We start from the raw sequence: 24640 nt of genomic DNA on the forward strand, positions 1-24640 counted from the left end.
GCGCGGCCTGCCGCAGGCCCTGCGCGAAGTACTCGACGCGATCGATCTATCGCGGCCATGGGCGGATGGCCGCCCCGCCGCTCCTACAGGGCATTCTGCTTCTGCTGCTGTGCCTGTGCACCGCAAAATCGTTCGCCCAGGAAGAACTGCTGCTGTGGCACGGGTACCGCGGTGCCGAGCGGCAGGCGCTGGAGCGGCTGCTCGAGGATTACAATCGCAGCCAGGATCGGGTGCGCGTCAGAACGCTGGCGGTTCCGTTCGGCGGCTACGCCGACAAGCTCTCCGCGGCGCTGCCGCGGGGGCAGGGGCCGGACCTGTTTATCTTTGCCCACGACCGCATCGGCGGCTGGGCCAGCGCCGGCCACACCATCGCCCCCATCGACGAATTCGTTGCGCCGGATGTGTTGCGCCGCTTCCCGGACAGCCTGCTCGGCGCCATGCGCTACCGGGGCAGTCTCTACGGCCTGCCGTTCAATTTCAAAAGCACCGCGCTGATCTACAACCGCGCACTGATCGACGCGCCCCCGGCGACGACGGCGGAGATGATCGCGCTGGCCCGCGCGCACACCGACAGAAAGCGCGGCCGCTTCGGTCTCGCCTACAGCTATACGGAACCCTTCTTCCACGGCGCCCTGATGAACGCCTTCGGCAGCGGCCCGTTTGACGGGGAGCGGCTGGCGCTCGACAGCGACGCCAATATCCGCTCGCTGCAGCTGCTGGCGGACTGGGTCAGAGTGGATGGGGTGCTGCCGGAGGAGCCCAACAGTACTCTGGTCACCAACCTGTTCAATCAGGGGCGCGCGGCCATGGTGATCAGCGGCTCCTGGATGCTCGGCGAGATAGACCCGCAGATTGATTACGCGGTCGCGCCGCTGCCGCTGCACGGCGCCAGTGGCAAGCCGCTGTCTCCCTGGGTGGCGGTCGAGGGGCTTTTCCTGTCGCCCTGGTCCAAACACAAGGCCGCCGCCTACCGGCTGATGGAATATCTGACTGCGCGCGGGGCGGCCGAACAGATGGCGATCGCCGGCGGGCAGCTGCCGGCGAACCTGGCCGCCTTCGATCACCCGCAGGTCGCCGCCGACGCAGTGGCCATGGCCTACCGACGCCAGCTGGACAGCGCGGTGCCGATTCCGAACCTGCCGGAGATGACCCTGTTGTGGGCGCCGCTGGAGAACCTGCTGAAGAAAGTGGTGAAGGGCGCGGCGCAGCCGGCAGCGGAAATGCGGCGGCTGCAGCGCGCGCTGCAGCGGGATATCGCCGCACTGCAGTCATCGCGAAACAAGGGTACTGAACATACTCGGGCGCCGGCCTGGCTGTGGCCGCTGTGCATGCTGCTGGCGCTGGCCGCGCTGGTGGCGCTCGTGAAGCTGCGCGGGCGCATCGCGGATTCCTGGCGCCGCAACCGCACCGCGTATGTCTATATAGCGCCGGCGCTGCTCGGCATGCTGCTGCTGGTGTTCTTCCCGCTGCTCTACGGCCTGCTGCTGTCCTTCACCGACACGACCCTGCTGAACGAGAACGCCTCCTTCGCATCGCGCTGGCTGGGGCTGGACAACTATGCCGGCATCCTCGGCGACTGGAACCTCTGGTACGGCGAGGGCGCCGAGCGCAGTATCAACTTCGACAATTTCTACTGGACCCTGCTGGTCACCATCTGCTGGACCGCCAGCAACGTGCTCTTCTCCGTCGGGCTGGCACTGGTGCTGGCACTGGCCCTGAACAGGCCGATCTTCGGCAGAGGGGTTTTCCGCGTACTGCTGATTCTGCCCTGGGCCATTCCGAACTACATCACCGCACTGGTGTGGAAGGGCATGTTCCACCCGCAGTTCGGCGTGATCAACCAGGCGCTGCAGATATTCGGCTTTCCGTCTGTGGCCTGGTTCGATTCGGTGGCGGCGAGCTTCTTTACCGGCCTGGTCACCAATGTGTGGCTCTCCATTCCGTTCATGATGGTGGTGATCCTCGGCGGCCTGCAGTCGATACCGCGCGAACTCTATGAGGCGGCGAAGGTGGAGGGTGCCGGGCGCTGGTTCCAGTTCCGCGAGATCACCCTGCCGCTGCTGAAGCCGGTGCTGATTCCGGCCGTCATCCTGTCGGTGGTCTGGACCTTTAATATGTTCAACGTGATCTACCTGGTCAGCGATGGCGCGCCGGCCGGCGCCAACGATATCCTGATCACCAGGGCGTTCCGCATCGGCTTCGAGAAATACCAATACGCCTACGCCGCCGCCTACTCGATGGTGATACTGGCGCTGCTGTTCGGCTACGCCCTGTGGCAGACGCGCATTTCCAGGACCCTGGAGGCGGCGCGATGAAACGAATAATCAGGGATATCTGTTCCTGGCGCTTCGCCCTGCTGGTCTTTGCCGGTGCGGTGGTGATCTACCCGCTGCTGTGGGTCGTCAGCCTCGCCTTTTCCGGCCAGCAGTCGCTGCAGCTGGTGGTGGAGCCTACGGATGCCGGCTTCTGGGGGCAGTTGGCGGCGCTGGTGCCGCTGCCGCAGCAGTGGTCGCTGGACAACTTTCGCGCGGTCTTAACCGAGCAGCCGTTTATGCGCTGGCTGGGTAACAGCCTGGTGGTCGCGCTCAGTACCACCCTGGTGGGACTGTCCCTGTCCTGCACCGCCGCCTACGCCTTCTCCCGCTTTCGCTTCCCCGGTCGCGAGCGCGGCCTGATGCTGTTTCTGATCTCGCAGATGTTCCCGGCGGTGCTGATGCTGATACCGCTGTATGTGATCGTGGTGCAGTGGCTGGGGCTGGGCAATACCTGGCTGGGGCTGGTGCTGGTGTACGCAATCACCGCGCTGCCTTTCTGCGTGTGGATGCTGAAGGGCTATTTCGACTCGTTGCCCTACGAGATAGAGGAGTCGGCCCTGCTGGAGGGCGCGTCGCGCTTTACCATCTTCTACCGCATCATCCTGCCGCTGGCGCGCCCGGCCATCGCCGTGACCGGTCTCTTCTCCTTTATGACCGCCTGGAACGAATTCATCCTCGCCTCCATCTTTATGGACGACGAATCGAAATACACGGTGCCGGTGGGCCTGCGCTTCTTCGTCAGCGATTACGCGTCCGAGTGGGGTTTCTTCGCCGCCGGTTCCATTCTGGTTTCGATTCCGGTTATCCTGCTGTTTCTGTCGCTGCAGCGTTTTCTGGTCTCCGGCCTGTCGGCCGGTGCGGTAAAAGGCTGAAGGCCCGCTAACTCGCAGCCTAGTGTGAGACACCACACCAATAATAATCCTGTGCCATTGCTGTTATGTCTGTGGAATCTTCCATTTCCCGCCGCCGGTTTCTGTCGCGGGCGGCTGCCGGGCTAGCCGCCACGGCGTTGCCGGCCGCGGCCCTGGCCGTGCCAGCCATCTCACCGTCAAATCCCCGCCTGCGCGGTGTACAGCTTTATACCCTGCGCGAACTGATGGCGCAGAGTGTGGAGCGCACGCTGGAGCAGGTCGCGGCGGCCGGCTACCGGCAGGTGGAGTTTGCCGGGCTTTTCGGCCATTCCCCGGCGGTGCTGCGCCGCTGGCTGGCTGATCTGGATCTGTCCGCGCCGGCGAGCCATTTCCCGCAGGAGGTGCTGGAGGCGGATATCGAGCAGGCCCTGGACACTGCAGTCGCGCTGGGCAACCGCTACCTGGTGCTGCCCTGGCTGGATGCGCACCGGCGCACGCTGGCGGACTATCAGCGGCTGGTGGAAAACCTGAATCGATGGGGTGCCCGCTGCCAAGAGGCCGGATTGCGCCTCGCCTATCACAACCACGATTTCGAGTTTGTCGCCACCGAAGGCGTGATCCCCTATCAACTGCTGCTGGAGCACACGGATCCGCAGCTGGTGTTTTTTGAACTGGACACCTACTGGATGCACCGGGCGGGGCAGCAGCCGCTGGCGCTGTTCGAGCGCTATCCGGGTCGGTTCCCGCTGTGGCATCTGAAGGACGCTACGGCCGATGGCGCCATAACCGAGGTCGGGCAGGGCGTGATCGACTTTTCGCGTCTGTTGCATAGCGCCCGGCAGGCGGGGCTGGAGTATGGGTTTGTCGAGCGGGATGATGCCGACAACCCGCTCGACAGCATCCGCCAGAGTTTCGCCGCGCTGCGAAGGTGGCACGTTTAGCATTCTACCGTAGTGCCGCGCGCGGGCTGGGTGCGCCCGTTGCGCCGTTCTGCCATCTATAAGCCGCCTGTGCAGCGGAACTTCGGCCGCAATGCACTATCTTGGGTCGCAATCCGCAGGCTATTCTAACTTTCTGATTCTAAAGAATTTTTTCGGTCCCGCTTTGGTGGGTTCAAGGTGGGATAGTCCATTTTTCCCCTTTCGTTCAATGTGGGACGACTCAAGTTGGCGCCCGGCAGGAGTATAGGCTGGCGCCAGATCGCGCTATCCTGCCGGATCTCCCAGGGGTAGACATCCCGCGCAAATAAAAAATAACGACGTGACGATGGGGAGAAGACTCCATGAGCAATCAATTCGGGTTTAGGAAGAAATCCATAGCCGCCGCCATCGCCTGCGCGCTGAGCGGTGCGGCAGTGGCACAGGAGGCGCAGAATGCCTCGCTGGAAGAGGTGGAGGTTGTCGGTATTCGCGGGAGCCTGGCCAAGTCGATGGATATCAAGCGCGATGCCCAGGGCGTGGTGGACGCCATTTCCGCCGAGGATATCGGCAAGATGCCGGACACCAACCTGGCGGAGTCGCTGCAGCGCATCACCGGTGTGTCCATCGACCGCCAGAACGGCGAGGGCAGCAGGGTAACGGTGCGCGGCTTCGGCCCCGACTACAACGTGGTGACCCTGAACGGCCGGCAGATGCCGGCGGCCAATATCGAAACCACCACCGCCTCCGCGGCCCGCTCTTTCGACTTTGCCAACCTGGCCGCCGAGAGCGTCAGCGCGGTGGAAATCTACAAGACCGGCAAGGCCTCACTGTCCACCGGCGGTATCGGCTCGGTGATCAATATCCGCACCGCGCGCCCGCTGGAGCAGGACGATCTGGTGCTCAACCTGAGCGGCAAGACCACCCACGACACCTCCAACAAGGAGGGATCGGACTGGACGCCGGAGCTGTCGGGCATCTTCAGCACCAAGTTCGCCGACGACACCATCGGCGTGGCGCTGACCGGATCCTATTCCGAACGCGACAGCGGCTACGGCAAGTCGGAGACGCCGTCCGGCTGGTACACCATCCCCGGCGGCCAGGGCGACTGGGGCTCCGTCGCCCCCACTGATGATTGGTACGAGAACTTCGAGAATGCGCCCCGGGAAGGCGATATCTATTCGATGCCGCGCGGTATCGGCTACGCGTTCGGCGAGGTGCAGCGCGAGCGCACCAATGCCCAGCTGACCCTGCAGTGGGCGCCGACCGACAACTTCGAGGCCACCCTCGATTACACCTACGCCGAGCAGGACGTCGAAGAGCAGTACAACGCCATGGGCGCCTGGTTCAACGGCGTACCCGTGTCCGGCTCCTTCACCGAGGGCTCCGGCAACGGCAGCGTAGTCGCGCCGATCGTCTACACCGACGCCACCGGTGCCGACGTGACTTTCAACGCCGGTGAGTGGGGCAGGGTCAACGAGAACAACTCCGTGGGCCTGAACCTGGTCTGGAATCCCAGCGACAATCTGACGCTGGCGTTCGACTACCACAACTCCACCGCGGAGAATGGCGCGAAAGACGGTCGCGGCACCAACAACACCATCGCCGGTGTGCAGTACAACCGCGCCGCCACCACCGTCAACTACGGCAAGGATCTGCCCACTACCACTTTCGAATTCATCGACGGCCAGGGCTTCGATCCGGCACAGATGCTGACTTCCGGCACCAGCTTCCGCAACAGCTACATGAAGCACGACATCGAGCAGGCCAGGTTTGACGGCACCTTCGAGGTCGAGGCCGGCCCTGTCAGGAGCATCGATTTCGGCCTGGCCTATACCGAGTCGGCCAACCGCTCCGCCTATGCGGTCGCCCAGCGCGATACCTGGGGCGGCTACGGCAGCGCAGCCGATTATCCGGACGATATTTTTGTGCGGAAGAGCATGGCCGACGCGCTGGATCAGTTCGACAGCGCCGACAGCGCGGAGATGACGCCCTACTACTATGCGGCGGACTTCCAGGGCATGATCGATGCCATCTCCGCCATCGCGGCGGCGAATGGCGAATCCTTCGGTCCCTGCGGCACCGTGCTCTGCGTCGGCGACGACTTCACCACCGACCGCACCGCGGTTGAGCAGCAGCAGGCGGCCTATGCGCAGGTCAATCTGGCCTGGGAAGACGCCGCCATGCCGATGCATCTCGCGGTCGGTCTGCGTTTCGAGGATACGACCGTGGACGCCAAGGCACTGGTGCCGCAGTACGATTCCCTTGCATGGGTGGGCGACAATGAGTTCCGTGCCCAGGAGAGTGGGCTGGGCTTCAGTGAGCAGTCGGGGGCCTACAGCAACTGGCTGCCGAACATCGACTTCGATATCGCACTGACCGACGACCTGGTCGCCCGCACTTCCCTGAGCAAGACCATCACCCGACCCGGCTACAACGATATACAGGGTGGCCAGACGATCGATTCCCTGCTGCGGGCCCAGGGCGGTAACGCTTCGCGTGGCAATCCGGACCTGGATCCGTTTGAGTCCACCAACTTCGACCTGTCCGCCGAGTGGTACTACGCCGAGGGCAGCTACGTGTCCGCCGGCTACTACCGCAAGGACGTGAAGAACTTTATCGGCCAGAGCTCGTTCACCGAAACCACCTTTGACCTGGCGCACCCGGCACAGGGACCGCGCTACGAGCAGGCTGTCGCCGACCTGGGCACCCGTGACGCGGCTCAGGTGCGCGCCTACATGGAATCCCTGTACGGCGCGCCAGTCGTGGGCTCGGCGGCCGAGGGAGATCCGTCAGCGGTATTCACGGTGATCGCACCCGTCAACGCCGAGAACGCCGAGATCGACGGCTTCGAGTTTGCCGTCCAGCACATGTTCGGCGACTCCGGCTTCGGCGGCATCGTCAACTTCACCACTGTCGATGGCGATATCGCCTACGACAACTTCAATACCAACAAGGGTGACGGGGTTGAGAACCAGTTCGCGCTACTGGGCCTGAGCGACTCGTTCAACGTCGTGGGCTTCTACGACAAGAACGGTATCCAGGCGCGGATTGCCTACAACTGGCGCGACGACTTCCTGAATGCGACCTTCGACGGCAACGGCGAGCGCAACCCGGTGTACACCGAGGCCTACGGCCAGTGGGACGTCAATGCGAGTTACGACATCCAGGACAACCTCTCGGTGTTTGTGGAGGGTATCAACATCACCAGCGAGACCCAGCGTCTGTATGGTCGCCATGAAAATATGATGATCGGCACCATTCAGACCGGGGCCCGCTACAACCTGGGTGTGCGTTACACCTTCTAAGTCTGGTAGGGTTTGGCCGGGTGGGCGCGGAACAAGCTCCCCACCCGGCCAATCAGACACAATTTTCAGAAGTCGCGTGATGTGATGCAAAGCGAACTAACCGTTTTGGTGCTGGGCGGCGGCGCCGCCGGCTGGCTCACCGCCGCCATACTGGCGGCCGAGCACGGTCGCGCCCGCGGCGGCGACTGCGACATCGCGCTGGTGGAGTCGCCCGATGTGCCGACCATCGGTGTCGGCGAGGGCACCTGGCCTTCCATGCGCGAGACCCTGCGGCGCATCGGCCTGAGTGAGCGGCGCCTGTTCAGCGACTGCGACGCGGCTTTCAAGCAGGGGTCGCTCTTTTCCCGCTGGCGCTCGGACAGCCAGGGCGACCGCTACTACCACCCATTTTCCCTGCCGCACGGATACTTCGAGCTGGATCTGGCGACTTGCGGCGGAAGGGAAGACTACGCCTATGCGGTAACACCGCAGGCGGCCATCTGCGATGCCAACCTCGCCCCCAAGCAGCCGGGTACACCGGAATACGCCGGGGTGCTCAATTACGGCTACCACTTCGATGCTGTCAAGTTCGGCCGGTGCCTGCGCGATCACTGCGTGACACAGCTGGGGGTGCGGCACCTGCAGGCGGACGTGGAACGCGTGGAGGGCGCCGCAGACGGCACAGTCACGGCGCTGCACACCCGCGACGGGCAGCGGCTGAGTGCGGACCTGTTCGTCGACTGCTCCGGCAGCGCCGGGCTGATCATCGGCGACCATCTCGGCGTGCCCTGGGTGAGCAAGTCCCCGGTGCTGTTCAACGATCGGGCACTGGCCGTGCAGGTGCCGCACGCGTCACCGGACGCGCCCATCGCCTCTGTCACCCGCTCGACGGCCCGCGCCAACGGCTGGATCTGGGATATCGGCCTCCCCGGGCGCCGCGGCATCGGCTATGTCTACGCCAGCGACTTTGTCGCTGACGGCGCGGCGGAAGCGGACTTCCGCCGTTTTCTCACCGGTGAGTTTCCCGAATCGCAGTGCAATGCGCTGCAGATTCGCCAGCTGCGTTTCGCCCCCGGTTACAGGGAGATATTCTGGGCCGGCAACTGCATCGCCGTGGGCATGGCGGCCGGTTTTATCGAGCCGCTGGAGGCCTCGGCGCTGGCGCTGATCGAACAGTCCGCCGGCCTGATCCGCGACCTGTTGCCGGCGCGGACTGACGACATGGCCATTGCAGCCAAGCGCTACAACCGCCAGATGCTGGCGCACTGGGACAACATCATCGAGTTCCTGAAACTGCACTATGTGCTGTCGACGCGTACCGACTCCGACTACTGGCGCGCCCACCGGCAGCCGGAATCAATTCCGGAGATGCTGCAGGAAAACCTGGTCCTGTGGCGGCACCGGGCGCCGGCCCGGCAGGACTTTCCGCAGGCCCAGCCGCTGTTCCCGCCGGCCAGTTATCGCTACGTGCTGAACGGCATGGGGCACAGGTGTGATTTCGCGCGCGTCCCGCGCGCGGATCGCAATCCCGAGCGCGCGCGCGCCCTGCTCGCGGAAGTGCAGCGCCAACTGGCCAGTTTCCGTCAGGGCCTGCCGGGCAACCGCGAGCTGATTGCGCAATTGATTGCCGGCGCACGGCCCCAGGTGCGGGCGCTATGAATTACCCGAATTTTATTCCCGCCGTCGAAACACGGGAGTATGTGGACCCGCAAGAAATGAGCGCGACGATCGCCGGCCGGGACACGCCGCTGCTGCTGAAAGGCGCCGTGGCTCACTGGCCCATGGTGCAGGCGGCGCAGGCGGGCTGCCTGGGCGATTACCTGGCGCCCTTCGATCAGGGCCGGCCTCTTATGGTATTCCGTGCCGGCGCCGAGACCCGCGGGCGCATCTTCTACAACGATACGATGGACGGCTTCAACTTCGCGCGCACCAGCGGCCAGTTGCTGCCGACACTGCGCCAGCTGGAGCGCGAGTCCGTCGATGACTTTTGCTACGTGGGCTCGACACCGGTGGATCGGCACCTGCCCGGCTTGCGCGCGCACAACGACCTGGACCTGCCCGATTTTCAGCCGCTGGTGTCGCTGTGGTTCGGCAACCGCACGCGTATCGCCGCCCACTTTGACCTGCCCGACAACCTGGCCTGCGTGGTGGCCGGCCGCCGCCGCTTTACCCTGTTCCCGCCGCAACAGGCGGCCAATCTGTACCCGGGGCCACTGGACTTCAACCCGGCGGGCCAGGCCATCAGCATGGTGGACTTCTATGCGCCGGACTACCAGCGCTTCCCGCGCTACCGCGAGGCGCTCGATGCGGCCCTAGTAGCCGAGATGGGCCCCGGCGACCTGCTCTTCCTGCCCAGCATGTGGTGGCACCAGGTGGAAGGGCTCGACGACCTGAACGTGCTGGTGAACTACTGGTGGCGGGCCACGCCCAGCTGGAGCGGACTGCCGCACGACGCGCTGCTGCACGCGCTGCTCAGCATTGGCGGCCTGCCCGAGACACAGCGACAGGCCTGGGGACATCTGTTCGACCATTATGTGGTGAACCGGGAGAAGGCTGCCGCGCATATCCCACCGGCCAGGCGCGGTGTACTGGACCAGCTCGACCGGCATTCGGCCGCGCAGGTGAAAAAATTATTGATAGAAAAATTGCAGCGGATGCCGTGAGCCGACTTGCGGCGAGTCTCTTTAATTGCCGGGTTAATAATAAAAATAGTGAGATAGCGATGAGTCGAGCCATCAAGAAGATCGTGATTGCCGGCGGTGGCACCGCCGGCTGGATGACGGCGGCGGCGCTGTCGAAACTGATGGGTGAGCAACTCGATATCACGCTGGTGGAGTCCGAGGCGATCGGCACCGTCGGCGTGGGCGAGGCCACCATTCCCACACTGGTGTTTTTCCACCGTTTACTCGGCATCGACGAGGCGGAATTCCTGGCCGCGACCCAGGGCACCTACAAGCTCGGCATCCGTTTCGAAAACTGGCGCGACCTCGGCAGGGATTACCTGCACGCCTTCGGCGTCACCGGCAAAGACTGCTGGGCCTGCGGCTTCCAGCATTTCTGGCTGCGCGCGCGCCAGCTGGGCATCGCCGGAGATTTCGGCGAGTACTGCCTGGAGCGACGCGCCGCCGAGGAGAAAAAGTTTTCCCATCTGCCCAACAACGGCCTCAATTACGCCTTCCACTTCGATGCCAGCCTCTACGCCAGGTACCTGCGCCAGTTCAGTGAGCGGCACGGCGTCACGCGGCTGGAGGGCAGGATCGAGCGGGTGGATCTGCAGCCGGACAGCGGTTATATCCGCGCGTTAAAACTCGACTCGGGGCGCGAGGTCGCCGGCGATTTCTTCATCGACTGCACGGGCCTGCGCGCGCTGCTGATTGAGAAGGCCCTGCACACCGGCTTCGAATCCTGGTCCCACTGGCTGCCCTGCGACAGCGCGGTGGCGGTGCAGACCGAGTCGGTGGCGCCGCCCGTTCCCTTTACGCGTTCCATCGCGCGGGAGAGTGCCTGGCAGTGGCGCATTCCGCTGCAGCACCGCGTCGGCAACGGCCTGGTCTACGCCAGCGACTATCAAAGCGACGATGCGGCGCGCGCGCAGCTGCTGGACAATATCGAGGGCAAGCCCTTGATTGAACCGCGGCTGATCCGTTTCCAGACCGGGCGCCGCCGCAAGCAGTGGCACAAGAACTGTCTGGCCGTCGGCCTGTCCAGCGGTTTTCTGGAGCCGCTGGAGTCCACCAGTATCCACCTGATCCAGCAGAACATCGTGCGCTTCCTGCGCTTCTTCCCGCAGACAGAGATTCGTCAGATCGAGGTAGACGAATTCAACCGCCTGGCGGATTTCGAAATGGAGCGTATCCGCGATTTCATCATCCTGCACTACAAGGTGACCGAGCGATCGGACACGGACTTCTGGCGTCACTGCCGGCAGATGAGCGTGCCCGACAGTCTCGCCGCCAAGATCGATATGTTCCGCGAGACGGGCCATGTATACCGCGAGGGCAATGAGCTGTTCGTGGACTCCTGGCAACAGGTCATGCTCGGCCAGGGCCTGGTGCCGGAGCGCTACCACCCGCTGGTGGACACCATGCCCGAACAGGAACTCGCGGACTTCATTCGCCAGATCAAGGCCGGTGTGGATAACACCCTGGCCGGGCTCAAAGAACACAACGCCTATCTGGATGGCTTTCTGTCGGGCGCCATGCGGCGGGCAGGGTAAGTTTCTGCTGGCCGCACCATAAGAGCCCGGGGAAATTCCGCCTATGAAATTAATGACCTGCGCACTGTTTTCATTGGCAGTGTTGGCAGCCGGCTGCGGCCGCCAGGAGTCAGCCGCAACAGCACCGAAAAAGCTGCCGGTCGCTTCGGCAGCTCAGGCGCACAGCCTTGTGCTGGATACCCGGCACATCGACCAGGTGCTGAGTGATTTCACGGCCAGTGGTGAACTGGTGGGTGTTTCCGCGCTGATTTATCAGGACGGTCGCGAGGTCTATTTCGGTGCCCACGGCATGGCCGACCGCGAAAGAAAGATTCCCATGGCCCGCGACACCCTGGTGCGGATCTATTCCATGACCAAACCCGTTACCGGCGCGGTGCTGATGACGCTCTACGAGCAGGGAAAATTCCAGCTGGACGATCCGCTGGAGAAATACGCCGCGGAATTTGCCGGTATGCGGGTATACGCCGGCCGGGAGCACGGAGAGCCGGTGTACGAAGCGGCGGCCCGCCCCATCACCGTCAGTGACATCATGCGGCACACCGCGGGCTTCTATTCCGACAGCAGCGACTCGCCGGTGGGAGAACTCTACCGCGCCGCCGACCCCATGAGTCTGACGCATACGCTGGAGCAAATGGCGGAAAGTCTCGGCGAATTGCCCCTGGTGTTTCAGCCCGGCAGCCGGTGGCTGTACGGGCCTTCCACAGACGTGCAGGCATTTCTGGCGGAACGCCTGGCGGGGCAGCCATTTCTGGCGGAACGCCTGGCGGGGCAGCCATTTGCGCAGTTGCTGCAGGAACGGATTCTGGATCCCCTGCAAATGCACGATACCGGTTACCGCATTGGCGACCGGCGGGATCGGCTGGCGAGAATGTACAACCGCCATGAAGACGGCAGCTTTACCCCCATCACCGACGACCGGGCGCCGGCCAACGCGCCGCTGCTGCGCGACTGGCCGATGACGCCGGGTGGCTGGGGCCTGGTGTCCAGCCTGGACGATTACATGCGATTTGCCCGGATGCTGCTCAACGGTGGAGCGCTGGATGGTGTGCGTGTGCTGAAACCGGAAACCGTCGCCCTGATGGCCGCGGATATGCTGCCGGATACGGTGACCGACAGATCCTGGTTGCCGGGCAAGGGGCAGGTGGGTTTTGGTATCAATTTCGCGGTGCGGCTGGCGCCCCCTGCCGATAGGAAAGAGGCATCGGGAGCGGTGGGGGAATTTTTCTGGGATGGCTTCGCCAACACGCTGTTCTGGGTAGACCCGCAGCACAAGCTGGCCGCCGTTCTGTTTACCCAGTACCAGCCCTGGGGCGGTGTGGACCTGCACAAGGATTTCCGTGACGCGGTCTACCGGAACGCAGCGGCAGCCAGCGCACTCGGCAGGCCGGCGGGCCCCGACAGCGCCGGCAGATGAAGCGTGCCCCGCGCAGCTGTGCGGCGTGCCTGTAACCCAAGGGCTTGCGCCTGGCCGCGGCAGCATCTCCCCGCGCCGCTGAAGCCGACTTCGCAACCAGTCATGGAAAACACTCCCGCGTCCCTCCCACTTTGCAGATTTCCGCAACCGGAAAGGTGGTCTGCACCATTTTGTGGTGGAAATTCAAAGTGGGACGACGCATTCCGGCCCATTCCGTACAACGGACGCTGCGAGAACTGAGATCGATGTACGTATTTTCTTCAGAACAATAATGGGAGTTCTGCGGTGATGAATAAGCGAATTCTGCTGGGGGTCATCTCCGGCCTGATTGCGGGCGGGGGCCTCGCCGGTTGCAATGAGAAAGTTTCACAGGCCGCGCCGGTCGCCAGCGAAAAGTCGGCGCAGTTGGGCGCGGACTGGCCGGCACTGACCAGCAGGGTTGCCAAGGACCCGGCCCTGGAAGCCAGGATCGATCAGCTTCTGGGCAGGATGACCCTGGAGGAAAAAGTCGGCCAGCTGATACAGGCGGAGCTGCGCGCGGTGACGCCGCAGGACGTGCAGGATTTTCACCTGGGCTCCGTCCTCAACGGCGGCGGCTCCTTTCCGAACAATGACAAGCACGCCTCCGTGGACGACTGGGTAGCGCTGGCCGATGCCTTCTACCGCGCCTCCATGGACACCAGCGACGGCGGCGTGGCCATTCCCGTTGTCTGGGGCACCGATGCGGTGCACGGCCACAACAACGTGATCGGCGCGACCCTGTTTCCGCACAATATTGCCCTCGGCGCGACGCGCAATCCGGCGCTGATCCGCGAGATAGCTGCGGCCACGGCGGCGGAAGTGGCGGCCACCGGCATCGACTGGAATTTCTCCCCCACGCTGGCGGTGGTGCAGGACGACCGCTGGGGCCGCACCTATGAATCCTATTCCGAAGACCCTGCGGTAGTGACCAGCTACGCCGGCCCGATGGTGGAAGGATTGCAGGGTGTCGCGCAGTCCGATGAACTCTTTGCCGAATCCCGCGTGATCGCCACTGCCAAACATTTCATTGCCGACGGCGGCACTACCGGCGGTATCGATCGCGGCGACGCCCAGTTCGGGGAGCAGCAGCTGAAGGACATTCACGCTCCCGGCTACTTCACTGCCATCGAGGCGGGCGTGCAGACGGTGATGGTCTCGTTCAGCAGTTGGCAGGGCGAAAAGATGCATGGTCACAAGTACCTGCTCACCGATGTATTGAAAAACCGCCTCGGCTTCGACGGCTTCGTGGTGGGTGACTGGATGGGCCACGCTTTTGTGGACGGCTGCAGCACCGTGAGCTGCCCCCAGGCCATCAACGCCGGCCTGGACATGTTTATGGCGTCCGATCCCGACTGGAAAGAACTGTACAACAATACCCTGGCCCAGGTGCGGGACGGCACCATCCCCATCGCGCGGCTGGAGGATGCGGTGCGCCGCATCCTGCGAGTAAAAATGCGCGCGGGCCTGTTTGACAAGGGTGCGCCGTCTGAACGCGCCCTGGCTGGCGACGCGTCCGCAATCGGTTCGCCGGAGCACCGCGCCGTGGCGCGCCGGGCGGTGCGCGAATCCCTGGTGCTGCTGAAAAACCGCGGCGGGCTGCTGCCGCTCGCGCGCGATCAGCGCGTACTGGTGGCCGGCGACGGCGCCGACAATATCGGCAAGCAGGCCGGCGGCTGGACCATTTCCTGGCAGGGCACCGGCAATGACAACAGCGACTTTCCCGGTGCCACCTCCATTTATGCCGGCATCGCCGCGGCGGTGGAGGCCGCCGGCGGCGAAGCCCTGCTGAGCGAAGACGGCAGCTTCGCACAGAAGCCGGATGTGGCCATAGTGGTGTTCGGCGAAGACCCCTACGCGGAGATGCAGGGCGATATCGCCAATCTGGATTACCGCGGCGACAGCGATCTGGCGCTACTGAAAAAACTGCAGGCACAGGGTATCCCGGTGGTGTCCCTGTTCATCACCGGTCGCCCGCTGTGGGTCAACCCGGAGATCAACGCCTCCGATGCCTTCGCCGTAATCTGGCAGCCGGGCAGCGAGGGCGGTGGCGTAGCCGACGTGATTTTCCGCAAAGCGAATGGCGAGGTGAACTACGATTTCGTGGGCCGCCTGCCGTTTACCTGGCCGCAGGCTGCCGCGCCCGAGAACGCCGCTGTTCAGTACGCTTTTGACTTCGGTCTGGACTACGGCACCGAAGACATGGCCGCATTGCTGCCGGAAGAGAGCGGCCCGAGCGAGGCTTCCGCCGAGCGCGAACTGCGCGTGTTCGCCGGCCGCGCGCTGGCCCCCTGGAGCCTGGAGGCAGTGGACAGCAGCAACCGCAGCCGCGCCATCACCGATAGTGTCACCGAGCTGAACGGTCTGCGGGTGCAGGCGGTGGACCGCAATGTGCAGGGAGACAGCCGCCGGGTGCAGTGGGGCGGCCAGGGCCCGGCCAGTATCGGTTTCTTCGCCAACCAGCGCACGGATCTGAGCGGCTATCTCAAGTCTGGCGGCGCGCTGCTGTTCGATGTGAAGGTGGACCGGGCGCCGAGCAGCGACGTACGCGTGGGCATCTCCTGCGGCACCGACTGTCTCGCGGAACTGCCGGTAACCGAGCTGCTGCGCGGTGCCGAGCGGGGCGAGTGGCAGACCCTGTCCGTGTCCCTGCAGTGCCTCGCGGAGCAAGGCGCGCGCATGGACATGGTGCTGTCGCCCTTCTACATGACCACCGCCGGCGAGATGGATGTGTCCGTCAACAGCGTGCGCGTGGCCAGGGATGTGGATGCGGATATCGAGTGCGGCTGATCTCAGACTCCATGACCACACAATGACATTCTCCCGGGGCGGGCGCCCGCCCCGGTGCAAAATAACAATAAAACCTAACGCTGTTTTTCCCTTTCTGAAGTATCGACGCTCGAGTGCGGCCGGGAATCTGCCGCGTTCGCCTGAAATCCAGCAGAAGAAAATTTAAGAGCATTCCCATGAGAAGGCTGAAGAAAACATGGTCTGTCTGTACCGTGGCCGCCGCGCTGGCAGGTGCGGCCGCCGCTAGCGCGGTCGCGCCGCCAGCAGCGGCAGCAAGCCCGGTGGTGTGGGCGGTAAACAGCGGGGGCGAGGCCTTCGTCTCGATGGACGGCATTGCCTACGGCGCCGACGGGAATTTTTCCGGCGGCGGGGCGAGGCAGCTTTCCGGCGAAATCAGGGCGAGCCACAACCCGGTTCTCTACCAGAGCGAAAGGCGTGGCGAGCGCTTTGCCTATGCGCGGGCGCTGCCCGACGGCCGCTACAACCTGACGCTGCGCTTTGCGGAAAGCACGGCGCACAATGCCGGCGAACGCACCTTTTCCGTGGCTGTCGAGGGGCGGGAGCGGATAGCGGCGCTGGATGTGCGCGCCGCGAGCGGTGCGATCAATACTGCCTATGACGTGACCATTCCCGATGTACAGGTGGCGGATGGCGAGCTGAATATCGATTTCCGCGGTATCAACGGCGCGGCCGCCGTCAGTGCACTGGTGGTGACGCAGCCCCGCCAGAGGAGCGAGGGCTGGCAGCGCTACTGGTCCGACGAATTCGACTACAGCGGCGCACCAGATCCGGCCAAATGGAACTACGAAATACAGCCCCCGGGCTGGGTCAACGACGAGCTGCAGCGCTATACAGACCGCCGGGAAAACCTGCGCGTGGAAGGCGGTGTGCTGATTGTCGAAGGCCGCCGGGACCATTACATGGGCAGCGAATACTCGTCCGGCCGGATTCATTCACAGGGCAAGGGTGACCTGCTCTACGGTCGGGTCGAGGTGCGCGCGAAACTGCCTGCCGGGCGCGGCACCTGGCCGGCCATCTGGATGATGCCCGCGGACCACCTCGGCTATGGTGACGGCTGGCCCGACAGCGGCGAGATCGACATTATGGAACACGTGGGCTACGACGCGGGCCAGGTGCACGCCACCATCCACAACAACGCCTATTACTGGGTCAACGGCAGGCAGCGCAAGGGCTCGGTAATGCTGGACGATGTGACCGAAGCCTTTCATGTGTATGCGATGGAATGGGATCGGGGGCGCATGGACTTCTATATCGACGATATCCACTACTTCACTTACATCAACGACCGCCGCGGCTGGAAGTCGTGGCCCTTCGACAGGCCCTTCTACGTCATCCTCAACCTGGCCATCGGCGGCAACTGGGGCGGCGCGCGAGGCGTGGACGCGGATATCTGGCCGCGGCGCATGGAGGTGGATTATGTGCGCATGTACCGGCGCCGCCCGCCAGCGGTTGCGGGTGCCTCAGGCGGCGACTGAATTCTTGCCCAGCGCCTGCCTGCGGTACTCGGTGGGCGACATGCCCGCCAGACGGCTGAAGAAGCGGTGAAACGCCGACTTGCTGTTGAAGCCGGATTCCAGCAGTACGTCCAGCACCGTCATCTCCGCCTTGCCCGGATCCGCCAGCAGCGCCTTGGCCTCTTCCACCCGGTAGGAATTGATGAACTCGAAGAAGTTGGTGCCGAAGTGTTTGTTGATCACCGCCGAGACTTCCTTGGCCGGCAGCTCGAGACGGTTGGAAAACTGTTCCAGGTTCAGGTTCTTTTTCAGGTAGAGTTTCTCTGTTTCCATCGCCTGACGAACCTTGTTTATCGCGCTCTCCGACGGTTCCTCGCCACTGGGTTCGCGGCTCTGTTGCGGCTGGGTGACCAGCAGCTGGTGGGCATAGCTGAGGCTGTAGGCGAAGAAGGCGTTGATCAGGATAAAGGTCACATAGTTGTCGGCGATGCCGAGCAGGTCGGCGGTCTCCACCGACGAGTACTTGGCCAGCACGTGCACCGCCAGGGTCCAGCCCCAGCTGATCAGTACGCCGTAGGTGAGGATGTTCAGCCAGTGCAGTTCGGTGGTGGAGAAGTGCGAATACTCGTCCTCCAGTTCGCCGCGATAGCGGTGCAGCGACAGCACTGCGGCGATCGCGTAGGCGAGCGGCACCGCGGTGGCGAGGTCCCAGACCAGCTCCACCGCCAGCTCCGGGAAGCCCGGGCTGTCGATGGCGATGCGGCGCAGGTCGTCGCTGCTGAGGTCGAAGGCGAAGATAGACAGCATCAGCAACAGCGCCGGAACCAGGTGAAGCGCGTGGCGCCACTCAAGGCGCAAATTCTGCTGCGTCAGGGATGATACATACAGGTAGATGGCCGGCCCCTTCAGCATCAGTGCGGCAAACAGGAAGTAGGGCAGCAGCCGTTGACCGAACAGGGGCGCCACTTCGAACTGGTCGTTCCACAGGATCAGCGTGCAGGCCGAGGCGGTCGCCACGATCAGCAGGAACGCGGTCAGCAGCAGGCCGTAATTGCGTTCGCGAATGGGCAGTACCTGCTGGAAGATCGACAGCAGCAGGCACTCCGCCGCGGTCATCAGCAGCACCACGTCGTGAATGTTGAAGATGTAGTCTTTCATCGTCGCCCCGGCACACCGCTTTTTATTGGAGTTATGGTGCGGCAGTATAGAGAAAGGCCGGCGGGAAGCCCATCCCGGATCCCGGCCGGCCCCGTCCCTCTTTGCCGCGGGGAAAGTGACACGCCCCCGGGCGCCCCACTTTGTGCGCCCGGGGGGAAGTGGGGCGACGTCTCCCCCCCTTGTGCCGATGATGTCAGCATGGGTAATTGCGGAAATCATTTATGCGCGGACGCTTCCGCGATGGAGGCCTTCGGCGGCCTGATCCGGCAGCGCCGCCAATCGATTTTCCGGATTAACAACAATAAAAACAGGTGAGAGAAATGCAGTTAGCAGCAATCGATATTCTGATCTTTGCCGTCTACGTGGCCGCGCTGGTCACCATCGGCTACCTGGTGTCGCGGGAGAAGGCCGGGCACCAGAAAAACACGCGGGACTATTTCCTGGCCGGCAAGGGGCTGCCCTGGTGGGCGGTGGGAGCATCGCTGATCGCGGCGAACATCTCCGCCGAGCAGATTATCGGCATGTCCGGTTCCGGCTACGCGATAGGCCTCGCCATCGCCTCCTACGAATGGATGGCGGCGATCACGCTCATTCTGGTCGGCAAATATTTCCTGCCGGTGTTCGTGCGCAAGAAAATCTACACCATGCCGCAGTTCCTCGAGCAGCGCTACGACCACCGGGTCAAGGTGGTGCTGGCGGTCTTCTGGCTCGGCGTCTACACGTTCGTCAATCTGACCGCGGTGCTGTGGCTGGGGGCGCTGGCGATCAATGCCATCGCCGGCGTCGAGCTGCTGTTCGGCCTGCTGTTCCTCGGCCTCTTTTCCGCGGCCTATTCCCTCTACGGCGGCCTGAAGGCGGTGGCGCTGACGGATATCATCCAGGTGGTGCTGCTGGTGTTCGGCGGACTGCTGCTGTCCTATCTCGCATTGGATCTGATCTCGGCCGGGCAGGGTCCGGTGGCCGGCTTTGTCGAGCTGACGCGGCAGGCGCCGGAGAAGTTCGACATGATCCTGTCGGCGGACAATCCCCACTATGCCAGCCTGCCCGGCCTGTCGGTGCTGGTGGGCGGTATGTGGGTGATGAACTTTTCCTACTGGGGCTTCAACCAGTACATAGTCCAGCGCGCACTGGCGGCAAAGGATTTACGAGAGGGGCAGAAGGGTATCGCCTTCGCCGCTTACCTCAAGCTGCTGATGCCGATCATCGTCGTGCTGCCGGGTATCGCCGCGGTGGTGCTGGTCCCCGATCTGGCCCGCCCCGACCAGGCCTACCCGACGCTGATGAACCTGATGCCGGTCGGTTTCAAGGGCCTGATCTTCGCGGCGCTGGTGGCGGCCATCGTTTCCTCGCTCGCCTCCATGACCAACAGTATCGCCACCATCTTTACGATGGATATCTATGCCCGCTACCAGCCGCAGGCGAGCGAGCGGCACTATGTGACCGTGGGCCGGGTCGCGAGCCTGGTGTCGCTGGTGCTGGCGATGCTCTGCGCACAGCCGCTGCTGGGCCAGTTCGAACAGGCGTTCCAGTACATCCAGGAGTTCACCGGCTTCTTTACGCCCGGCATAGTGGTGCTGTTCGTGCTGGGTGTCTTCTGGCCCCGCGCCACCGCCAATTCGGCCCTGGCCGCCGCCATCGCCTCGGCGCTGCTGTCGCTGGCGCTGAAACTCTGGTGGCCGGAGCTGCCGTTCATCGACCGGGTGGGCCTGGTATTCCTCTGCTGCGTGGCGCTGGCGGTGGCGGTATCGCTGCTGCAGGCCCGCGGCCGCGCGGTGACGGTCACTGCCGGCGGCGCCGTCGCGCTGCGCGAAATCAGCTTCGCCACCAGCCAGGGCTTCAACCTGGCGGCACTGGGGGTCACCCTGGTGCTGGCGGCTCTCTACGCCACCTGGTGGTAGGTCCCCTGTGGGCGCCCGCGCGGCGGGCGGGCAATCCCGGCGCCTCGGTCGGCGCCACTTCGCCAGCCGGGCTGGCTCCCGCAGCGTGGTAACGCATCCGTTGTCCTCTCCAGGGTGAACGCAGGGTCTGCCCCTGCATATCTTGGCCGGCCCCAGCGCCGGCCTTTTTTATGGGCCCTGCGTCGAAATCACGGCGCCGGCATTTTGTCCTCCCCTGGGAGCGGGGGTGGGGCAATAGTGAAGTCGGCAGAGGGCTGGTTTTATTTTGCCCAACACCGTACCTTATACCGCCGATTTTGGGGGTATGTAACAGGGACAATGATGACAAGTATCGTAGCGGATATTGGCGGCACCAACGCCCGTTTTGCCATCGCCAGGCCGGTGGCGGGCGGTTACCAGCTGGAGTCGCTGAAGGTAGTGGACTGCAAGCGCTTCGACGGGTTCGAGGCGGCGCTGCGCCACTGGCTGGAGGGGCTGGACCAGCCGCGGCCGGAAAAGGTCTGTATCGCCGCGGCGGGACCGCTGGAGAAGAACGCTGCTGGCGGCAGCGTCTATATGACCAATCTCGGCTGGACCATCACCACCGAGTCCTTGTGCAAGGAGTTTAGTTTCCCGCGCCTGGAGCTGATCAACGATTTCGCCGCGCTGGCGCTCTCCCTGCCGCGGCTGTCGGAGAGCGACTACCGCGTGCTGCGCGACGTGCCGCGGGTGCCGGGTGCGGCCATGGCGGTGCTCGGCCCGGGTACCGGCCTGGGGGTGGCGGGCCTCGGCGTGGACAACGGCCACTACCATGTACTGGCCGGCGAGGGTGGTCACGCCAACCTGCCTGCGGCCACCGAGCGCGAGCTGCAGCTGCTGCAGATACTGCTGAAGACCCGCCAGCCGGTCTTCAACGAGTGGGTGCTGTCGGGCAGCGGGCTGGTAAACCTGTACCGCGCCGTGTGCGAGCTGAATGGCCGCCAAGCCGAGGACCTGACCCCGCCGGATGTCAGCGCCCGCGGCCTGGACGGTTCCGACCCCCTGTGCCGGGAGACGCTGCTGGATTTCCTCAATTTCCTCGGCAGTGCCGCCGGCGACGCTGCCCTGTACCTGGGGGCGCGCGGCGGAGTTTTCCTCGGCGGTGGTATACTGCCGCGCATCGCGGAGCTGCTGCCGCAGAGCGAATTCGAGCAGCGCTTCCTGAACAAGGGCAGGGCGGAGCAGTGGATGGAGACGGTCCCCCTCTACGCCCTGAATGCCGGCTACCAGGCATTGATCGGCGCCGCCGCGCACCTCGAAGGCTGAGTCGGCGTAGCGAAAAAAATTTAATTAAATCAAAGAGTTACGGTGTTGCAGGGCGCCCCTCCGGCGGGCGCCACGGATTCTCCCGCCTCCTCCCCCCTCGGGGGAGGATGTTATGGATGAGGGGCAGGCCTAGGATGCAAGGTCTCACCATAACGATAAAACCTGGGAGAAGATGATGAGTCTATCCAACAAGAGTAAAGGGGCTTTCCGGCCGACTTTGCTGTCAGCTGCCATCGCGGCCTCTGTGACTGCCTCTTTTGGGGTGTATGCGCAGGAGGGCCAAGAGGCAGCACTCGAAGAGGTAACAGTTACCGGTTTCCGCAAGAGTGTGATGGACTCCATCAGCACCAAGCGCGACGCCAAGGCCGTGGTTGAGTCCATCTCCGCTGAAGATATCGGCAAGCTGCCCGACTCCTCCATCGCTGAATCTCTCGCCCGCTTGCCGGGTCTGGCTGCCCAGCGTCTGGACGGCCGTTCCAGCCGCGTTTCTATCCGCGGTTTCGGTGAAAACGAGAGCGCCACCACCTTCAACGGCCGCGAGCAGGTGTCCATCAGCGACAACCGCGGCGTGGAATTCGATCTCTACCCGTCCGAGATCATGAGCGGCGTGACCGTCTACAAGACCCCGACCGCCAGCATCGAAGCCGAGGGCATCGCGGGTGTGATCGACATGCAGACCGTGAAGCCGCTGGAACGTGGTGAGCGCGTTATCCAGGTCAACAGCCAGTACGAAATGACTAGCTTTGACAAGTTGAACCCGGACGGTGAGGACCAGGGTCACCGCGCGACTGTGTCCTACATCGACCAGTTCGCTGACGACACCATTGGTGTGGCCCTTGCCTTCAACACCATGAGCTCGCCGAACCAGGAAGAGCGCTGGAATGCCTGGGGCTACCCCGAATTCACCTACCAGGGTGAAAACTACTCCATCCTCGGCGGTGCCAAGCCGTTCGTGCGCTCCTCCGTATTGGACCGCGACTCCGTAATGGCAGTCGTTGAGTTCAAACCGAATGACAAGCTGCACACCACCTTCGACGCTCTGTACGTGGACTTCGCCGACGAGAAGATCCTGCGCGGTATCGAAATTCCGTTTGCCTGGGGGCAGGGTTCTATCAGCCCCGATACTGCGATCGTCGATCCGGCGACCGGTTTCATCACCAGCGCCACCACCGAGGGGCAGCGCGTTGTTGTCCGCAACGACATGGAAACCCGCTCTGCGAAGCTGAAGTCCTTCGGTTTTAACACCAAGTACGACTTCAGCGACGCCCTGCAGCTGGAGTTTGACGCCAGCCACTCCGCAGTGAAGCGCGATATCTGGAGCTTCGAGAGTTACTCGGGCACCGGCCGTGGCAACGACGAAGGTGTGGCTGACAACCTGACCTATACCTTCGACGGCGGCAACACCGGCGCCAAGTTCGGCCACGAACTGGACTACAGCGACTGGAACCTGATCCAGATGGGCGGTCCGCTGAGCTGGGGTGCCAGTGCCGCGCTGAACGGCAAGTACGGTCTCGTCTGTGATCGTGATCCCGAAGGCGGTGTGCCGAATGATTATTACTGCAATACCGCGCAGGACGGCTTCCTGAACGCGCCGGAAGTCGACGACGAGCTGACCTCTCTGAAACTGGCTGCGACCCAGATGGTGGAAGTTGGTATCGTCAACGAGATCAGCTACGGCGTGTCCTACCGCGACCGCGAGAAGACCAAGAAGTCCCAGGGTTACTACATGACCCTGGACATCTTCGACCCGGAGACAGGAGGCATGCTGGTGGTGCCGGAGCAGTACCGCTTGGGTAGCGCCTCCCTGGACTTCATCGGCATGGGCGACATGATCGCCTATGACGCGGAAGCGATGATGAAGGACGGCTACTACAGTCTGACCGACGAAGCGCTGACCGGCATCCAGCACCTGACCAAGTCCTGGTCCGTGAACGAGAGCGTTACCTCGGCCTTTGCCCAGGCCAACTTCGAGACCGAAGTGGCGGGCCTGGCGCTGACCGGTAATGCTGGCCTACGCTATGTCTACACCGAACAGCAGTCCAAGGGCTACGCAGGCAATATCGTCAATGGTCTGGTGGTGGCAGATCCAACCGACATCAGTCACGACTACAACCACTTCCTGCCGAGCCTGAACCTGGCCCTGGCGATCGACGACCAGCAGACATTGCGCTTCGGTGCGGCCAAGACCCTGTCCCGCGCGCGTCTGGACGAGATGAATGCCTCCGTTGAGGTCACTCTCAACCCGACTCAGGACGACAATGGCAACTTCTGGAGCATCAAGGGCGGCAACCCGAACCTGGAGCCGAAAGAAGCTGTGGGCCTGGATCTGTCCTATGAGAATTACTTCAGCGATGAAGGTTACTTCTCCGTGGCCCTGTTCTGGAAGGACCTGGATGCCTGGCACTTCGACGGCAACTACGAAGTGGATCTGACCGGCGTTGCCGATCCGAATACCGGCATTGTCCCCAATACCTCTACCGCTACCGGTAGTGGCAAAGTGAACGGCGGCGGCGGCACACTGCAGGGTTACGAGTTGTCCGTATCCTTGCCGTTCAATGTATTCAGCGAAAACCTGGACGGTTTCGGCCTGCTGGCCAGCCACACCGGCGTGAGCTCCGATATCAAAGACCCGAACGGCAACGACTACCAGCTGCCGGGCCTGTCCGAGAATATCGAGACGATGACCCTGTACTACGACAACCACGGCTTCTCTGCGCGCACCAGCGTGCGCAAGCGTGACGACTTTAAAGGCGAAGTCTACGGCCTCGGCTTTAACACCGACCAGGTTGACGTGCTGGGTGAGACCATCGTCGATGCTCAAATCGGCTACGACTTCAGCGAAGCCGGTATTGGCGGTCTGGAAGGCCTGTCGGTATTCCTGCAGGGCCAGAACCTGACCGACGAGCCGTTCACCACCCTGAGTGGCGACAACTCGCTGCAGGTTCGCGACTACCAGAGCTATGGCAAGACCTACCTGCTGGGTTTCAGCTACAAGCTGTAATTTCCATTAGGTAGTC

The 24640-nt window shown here is 63.5% G+C and carries 14 protein-coding genes; 13 read left to right on the forward strand and 1 reads right to left on the reverse strand.

Features of this window, described 5'->3' with window-relative positions; all coding sequences use genetic code 11:
* From RRF64_RS18480 to RRF64_RS18525, 10 genes are all read left to right on the forward strand, one after another.
* Positions 1–2315 (forward strand): extracellular solute-binding protein (locus RRF64_RS18480; RefSeq protein WP_323847402.1); only part of this gene is annotated, 2315 nt, incomplete at its 5' end.
* Positions 2312–3187, forward strand: a complete 876-nt coding sequence (locus tag RRF64_RS18485) for a sugar ABC transporter permease (RefSeq protein ID WP_323847403.1) — start codon at positions 2312–2314, stop codon at positions 3185–3187. The genes RRF64_RS18480 and RRF64_RS18485, both read left to right, overlap by 4 nt.
* Positions 3188–3252: 65 nt before the next feature.
* Positions 3253–4107, forward strand: coding sequence for a sugar phosphate isomerase/epimerase family protein (locus tag RRF64_RS18490; protein WP_323847404.1), 855 nt, complete (start codon positions 3253–3255; stop codon positions 4105–4107).
* A gap of 341 nt (positions 4108–4448) precedes the next feature.
* Positions 4449–7391 carry a TonB-dependent receptor gene (locus RRF64_RS18495; RefSeq protein ID WP_323847405.1) on the forward strand — a complete coding sequence of 981 codons (2943 nt, stop codon included), beginning with the start codon at positions 4449–4451 and terminating at the stop codon, positions 7389–7391.
* An 84-nt stretch (positions 7392–7475) separates the two neighbouring features.
* Positions 7476–9029 carry a tryptophan halogenase family protein gene (locus RRF64_RS18500; RefSeq protein WP_323847406.1) on the forward strand — a complete coding sequence of 518 codons (1554 nt, stop codon included), beginning with the start codon at positions 7476–7478 and terminating at the stop codon, positions 9027–9029.
* Positions 9026–10033 carry a cupin-like domain-containing protein gene (locus RRF64_RS18505; RefSeq protein ID WP_323847407.1) on the forward strand — a complete coding sequence of 336 codons (1008 nt, stop codon included), beginning with the start codon at positions 9026–9028 and terminating at the stop codon, positions 10031–10033. Before RRF64_RS18500 ends, RRF64_RS18505 begins: the two co-directional genes overlap by 4 nt.
* Positions 10034–10092: 59 nt before the next feature.
* Entirely contained in the window at positions 10093–11586 is a 1494-nt protein-coding gene (locus tag RRF64_RS18510; protein ID WP_323847408.1) for a tryptophan halogenase family protein, read from the forward strand.
* Positions 11587–11629: 43 nt separating this feature from the next.
* The gene (locus tag RRF64_RS18515; RefSeq protein WP_323847409.1) at positions 11630–13000 is read left to right on the forward strand and encodes a serine hydrolase domain-containing protein; all 1371 of its coding nucleotides are present in this window, start codon (positions 11630–11632) and stop codon (positions 12998–13000) included.
* A gap of 288 nt (positions 13001–13288) precedes the next feature.
* Positions 13289–15808, forward strand: coding sequence for a glycoside hydrolase family 3 protein (locus RRF64_RS18520; RefSeq protein ID WP_323847410.1), 2520 nt, complete (start codon positions 13289–13291; stop codon positions 15806–15808).
* Positions 15809–15984: 176 nt separating this feature from the next.
* Entirely contained in the window at positions 15985–17304 is a 1320-nt protein-coding gene (locus tag RRF64_RS18525; protein WP_323847411.1) for a family 16 glycosylhydrolase, read from the forward strand.
* On the opposite strand, the gene RRF64_RS18530 is transcribed toward RRF64_RS18525, so the two are convergent.
* Complete coding sequence (locus RRF64_RS18530) at positions 17290–18441, reverse strand: helix-turn-helix domain-containing protein (protein ID WP_323847412.1); 1152 nt, start codon at positions 18439–18441, stop codon at positions 17290–17292. The genes RRF64_RS18525 and RRF64_RS18530 overlap by 15 nt on opposite strands.
* Positions 18442–18761: 320 nt before the next feature.
* Here RRF64_RS18530 and RRF64_RS18535 point away from each other — a divergent pair, with 320 nt between their 5' ends.
* From RRF64_RS18535 to RRF64_RS18545, 3 genes are all read left to right on the forward strand, one after another.
* On the forward strand, positions 18762–20339 hold the full coding sequence (locus tag RRF64_RS18535; protein WP_323847413.1) for a sodium:solute symporter family transporter: 1578 nt from the start codon (positions 18762–18764) through the stop codon (positions 20337–20339).
* A gap of 321 nt (positions 20340–20660) precedes the next feature.
* The gene (gene glk / locus RRF64_RS18540; RefSeq protein ID WP_323847414.1) at positions 20661–21623 is read left to right on the forward strand and encodes a glucokinase; all 963 of its coding nucleotides are present in this window, start codon (positions 20661–20663) and stop codon (positions 21621–21623) included.
* A gap of 244 nt (positions 21624–21867) precedes the next feature.
* Positions 21868–24624: a TonB-dependent receptor gene (locus tag RRF64_RS18545; RefSeq protein WP_323847415.1), complete on the forward strand. Its 2757-nt coding sequence runs from the start codon at positions 21868–21870 to the stop codon at positions 24622–24624.
* Positions 24625–24640 lie beyond the last annotated feature (16 nt).

The sequence above is a fragment of the Microbulbifer magnicolonia genome, from assembly GCF_035117725.1.
Taxonomy (GTDB): Bacteria; Pseudomonadota; Gammaproteobacteria; order Pseudomonadales; family Cellvibrionaceae; genus Microbulbifer; species Microbulbifer magnicolonia.

Coding starts and splice junctions, on each gene's coding strand:
- RRF64_RS18485 (WP_323847403.1), top strand. CDS start 2,312: ATGAAACGAATAATCAGGGATATCTGTTCCTGGCGCTTCGCCCTGCTG.
- RRF64_RS18490 (WP_323847404.1), top strand. CDS start 3,253: ATGTCTGTGGAATCTTCCATTTCCCGCCGCCGGTTTCTGTCGCGGGCG.
- RRF64_RS18495 (WP_323847405.1), top strand. CDS start 4,449: ATGAGCAATCAATTCGGGTTTAGGAAGAAATCCATAGCCGCCGCCATC.
- RRF64_RS18500 (WP_323847406.1), top strand. CDS start 7,476: ATGCAAAGCGAACTAACCGTTTTGGTGCTGGGCGGCGGCGCCGCCGGC.
- RRF64_RS18505 (WP_323847407.1), top strand. CDS start 9,026: ATGAATTACCCGAATTTTATTCCCGCCGTCGAAACACGGGAGTATGTG.
- RRF64_RS18510 (WP_323847408.1), top strand. CDS start 10,093: ATGAGTCGAGCCATCAAGAAGATCGTGATTGCCGGCGGTGGCACCGCC.
- RRF64_RS18515 (WP_323847409.1), top strand. CDS start 11,630: ATGAAATTAATGACCTGCGCACTGTTTTCATTGGCAGTGTTGGCAGCC.
- RRF64_RS18520 (WP_323847410.1), top strand. CDS start 13,289: ATGAATAAGCGAATTCTGCTGGGGGTCATCTCCGGCCTGATTGCGGGC.
- RRF64_RS18525 (WP_323847411.1), top strand. CDS start 15,985: ATGAGAAGGCTGAAGAAAACATGGTCTGTCTGTACCGTGGCCGCCGCG.
- RRF64_RS18530 (WP_323847412.1), bottom strand. CDS start 18,441: ATGAAAGACTACATCTTCAACATTCACGACGTGGTGCTGCTGATGACC.
- RRF64_RS18535 (WP_323847413.1), top strand. CDS start 18,762: ATGCAGTTAGCAGCAATCGATATTCTGATCTTTGCCGTCTACGTGGCC.
- glk (WP_323847414.1), top strand. CDS start 20,661: ATGACAAGTATCGTAGCGGATATTGGCGGCACCAACGCCCGTTTTGCC.